The following is a 2,553-nucleotide window of genomic DNA, read 5'->3' on the forward strand; positions in this document are numbered from 1 at the left end:
GTAATACCGGTTTTACAAATACGAAGGTTGGAACTTAAATAGTGGTAACACTGCTGTGGAGACGCTATGCAACGGAATCTAATATTGTCGCTGATAGCCCACGTTGGGTACATATCTACCTTACCTCAGAGCAAATGGACTCTCCCTTCCCACATCACTTGCGTGCGCACCTTTGAGAGAAACACAGCCACTTGTGAGCTAGCGGTCTAACGTACTGTTGTCACTATGTTTTCGAAACAGGAACAACGGGGTTGGATCAAGATTGAATGTGCCAGAGGTCGTACAGCACGACAGTGTCATCAAGGTCTTCAAGAAGCTTGCGGGGATTCTGCATTGCCTTACAGAACAGTGGCATGTTGGGTAAAAGCCTTCAAAGATGGTCGGCAAACTGTGGCAGACATTCATCGGGCAGGTCGTCCTACGAGCGTCAGTGAAGAAGACATGCATGCTCTTGCCACGTTACTGGACACTGATCGACGCCAGACTTCGTGGCATTCGCTTCAGAAGTGTTCCAGAGATTCGACAGGCAGTAGACCGCTCCATTCGCACCATCAACAGAACAGGCTCTCCTAAAGGTATACTACGACTTCCACATCGCTGGCAACGGGTTATACACAACGCTGGTGACTACATTGAAGGACAGTAAAGGTTGCTAACATGTAACTCTTTTGTATCGGTTGTAAATAAATAGTTGCCACTATTTAAGTTCCAACCCTCGTATTTCCATTTAACAATCTCCTGCCGGGCCAGGTTATTTATGGCATTTCTCCACATTCCTAATTCCCTCCACCATTCCTTGTCCTAGCCCCCAGGGGCTCACGCCTTGTGAGCGTGCGTGGCGAGCACGGGCCACCAAGCCGAGTCCTGGCATTGCTTCCACTTACTTGTGCCAGGCTCCTCCTATTATCTTTCCTATCGACCGCCCTTGGCCAACTCTTGTTCTTTTCTGACCCCGACGGTATTAGGTAACGAGGCCTAGGGAGTCGTTTCCTTTTTCCGCTTTGCCGTATATGGCCCTTGGCCTTGTGCCCGATATCTACATTTTTCGTAGAGTCGGCCCTTGATTTTCCGCACCCTTCTGATTAGTGCTCAGAGTGGCTGATGACCGAAATGGTTTTGTCACTTTAAACACCAATCAATCAATCCATCAATCAATCACTTTTCACCTACGTGTCTCAGTACTTACTCATTTGTGACGCGATCCGCTCACCTGATTTTTAACATCCTTCGGTAACACCACATTTCAAAGGCCTCAATTCTTTTCTTTTCTGTCGAACTAACGGTCCATGCTTCACTTCCATACAGAGCTACACTCCACACAAAAACCTTCAAAAAAGATTTTCTGGTGTTTAAGTTTATATCCGACACCAACAGATTTCTCTTTTTCACAAAAGCCTTCCTTGCTTGTGCCAGCCTGGATTTTATGTCTTCTTTGCTTCTGCCATCACTAGTTATTTTACTGCCCAAGTAGCAGAATTCATCAACTTCCCTCAGAATCTCATTTCCTAGTCTGATACCATCAGCCTCCCCCGACTTCCTGCGGCTACACTCCATCACTTTTGTTTTCCCTTTGTTAATTCGCATATTATACATTTTCAAGACTTCATCCATTCCATTCAACATATCTTCTAATTCTTCAGCTGAGTCAGATAATATTACTATGTCATCCGCAAATCGTAATGTCTTAATTTCTTCCCCTTGGACCATAATTCCCGTCCCGGATTTCTCTTTGAATTCTTTTATTGCTTGCTCTATATACAAATTAAATAAAAGAGGAGATAGGCTACAACCCTGTCTTACACCTTTCTGAACTGATGCCTCCCTTGCTTGCCCTTCCACTCGCACTATAGCTGTCTGGTTTTTGTACAGATTGTAAATAACCCTTCGCTCCCTATATTTTATGCCAATACTCTTCAAAATATTAAAGAGTTTATTCCAATCAACATTATCAAAAGCTTTCTCAAGGTCTATAAATGCCATAAAGGTTTGCTTGTCTTTCTTTATCCTGCCTTCCAAGATCAGCCGCAGGGTTAGAATTGCCTCTCGTGTTCCTACATTTCTTCTAAAACCAAACTGGTCTTCGCCTAGCTCCGCTTCTACCTGACGTTCCATTCTGCGGTAAATTATTCTTGTTAAAATTTTACAGGCATGGCTGATTAAACTAATTGTTCGATAATTCTCACAGCGGTCTGCGCTTGCTTTCATTGGTATAGGAATAACAATATTTTTCTTGAAATCAGCTGGTACATCTCCCGTCTCATATATCTTACCAACAAGGTGGAATAGTTTTGCAGTGGCAGTCTCATCCAAGGCACACAGTAACTCCGAGGGTATATCATCAATTCCCGGAGCTTTGTTTCTACTTAAATCTGCTAGTGCTCTATCAAATTCTGATCGCAATATCGTATCACCTTTCTCATCCTCATCAACTTCCTCTTCCTTCTCCAGCGCTCTGACATCAAGCTGTTTACCTCGATACAGTCCTTCAATGTGTTCCTTCCATCTCTCAGCCTTTTCTTCCTTACTCGAGAGAAGTTTACCATCAGAACCCTT

Annotated in this window: 2 protein-coding genes; one reads left to right on the plus strand and one right to left on the minus strand. The window is 43.9% G+C overall.

Going from position 1 to position 2,553, the window contains the following annotated elements; genetic code table 11:
- Positions 1-225 precede the first annotated feature (225 nt).
- Positions 226-573, plus strand: coding sequence for a helix-turn-helix domain-containing protein (locus tag AC3RJ7_RS18785; RefSeq protein WP_491457388.1), 348 nt, complete (start codon positions 226-228; stop codon positions 571-573).
- A gap of 633 nt (positions 574-1,206) precedes the next feature.
- On the opposite strand, the gene AC3RJ7_RS18790 is transcribed toward AC3RJ7_RS18785, so the two are convergent.
- Positions 1,207-2,553 (minus strand): RNA-directed DNA polymerase (locus tag AC3RJ7_RS18790; protein WP_491457389.1); only part of this gene is annotated, 1,347 nt, incomplete at its 5' end.

The organism is Agromyces solani (assembly GCF_058349925.1).

Bases quoted from the DNA above. Each gene is read 5' to 3' on its own strand.
- AC3RJ7_RS18785 (WP_491457388.1), top strand. From the start codon at position 226: ATGTTTTCGAAACAGGAACAACGGGGTTGGATCAAGATTGAATGTGCC.